The sequence below is a fragment of the Massilia sp. CT11-108 genome (assembly GCF_047302915.1).
Lineage (GTDB): Bacteria > Pseudomonadota > Gammaproteobacteria > Burkholderiales > Burkholderiaceae_D > Telluria > Telluria orientalis.
This window is the reverse complement of record NZ_JBKYMO010001337.1, coordinates 1-366: the sequence shown is the minus strand read 5'-3', so window position 1 is coordinate 366 and position 366 is coordinate 1. Positions and strand designations below refer to the sequence as shown.

Genomic DNA, 366 nt, shown 5'->3' with positions numbered 1-366 from the left:
GCTCGTCATCGCGCCGTCCGCACCCACCGTCACGCACCTCGCCGGCTACGCGCTCGCCGTGCTCGCGGCGTTCACGTGGGCCGTGTATTCGCTGGCACCGTCCCGCCTGCCCGCCTATTCGTCCTGGGCCACGGGCGGTTTCTGCCTCGGCGCCGGCATGCTCGCGCTGGCGGCGCACGCACTGTTCGAAACGCCGTACCGGCCGTCCGGGACGGAGCTCGCCGGCATGGCCGCCATCGGCATCGGGCCGCTCGGTCTCTCGTTCGTCCTGTGGGACCGCGCCATGCGCCTGGGCCGCGCGGCGACGATCGGGTCGCTGTCCTACCTGACGCCCGTGCTGTCCACGCTCGCGCTGGCCGTCACGGG

1 protein-coding gene is annotated in these 366 nt (G+C 73.8%); it reads left to right on the top strand.

The genetic code is table 11. The annotated features are described in order from the left end of the window. Positions 1-366 (top strand): EamA family transporter (locus ACEN88_RS34685; RefSeq protein WP_413346945.1); only part of this gene is annotated, 366 nt, incomplete at both ends.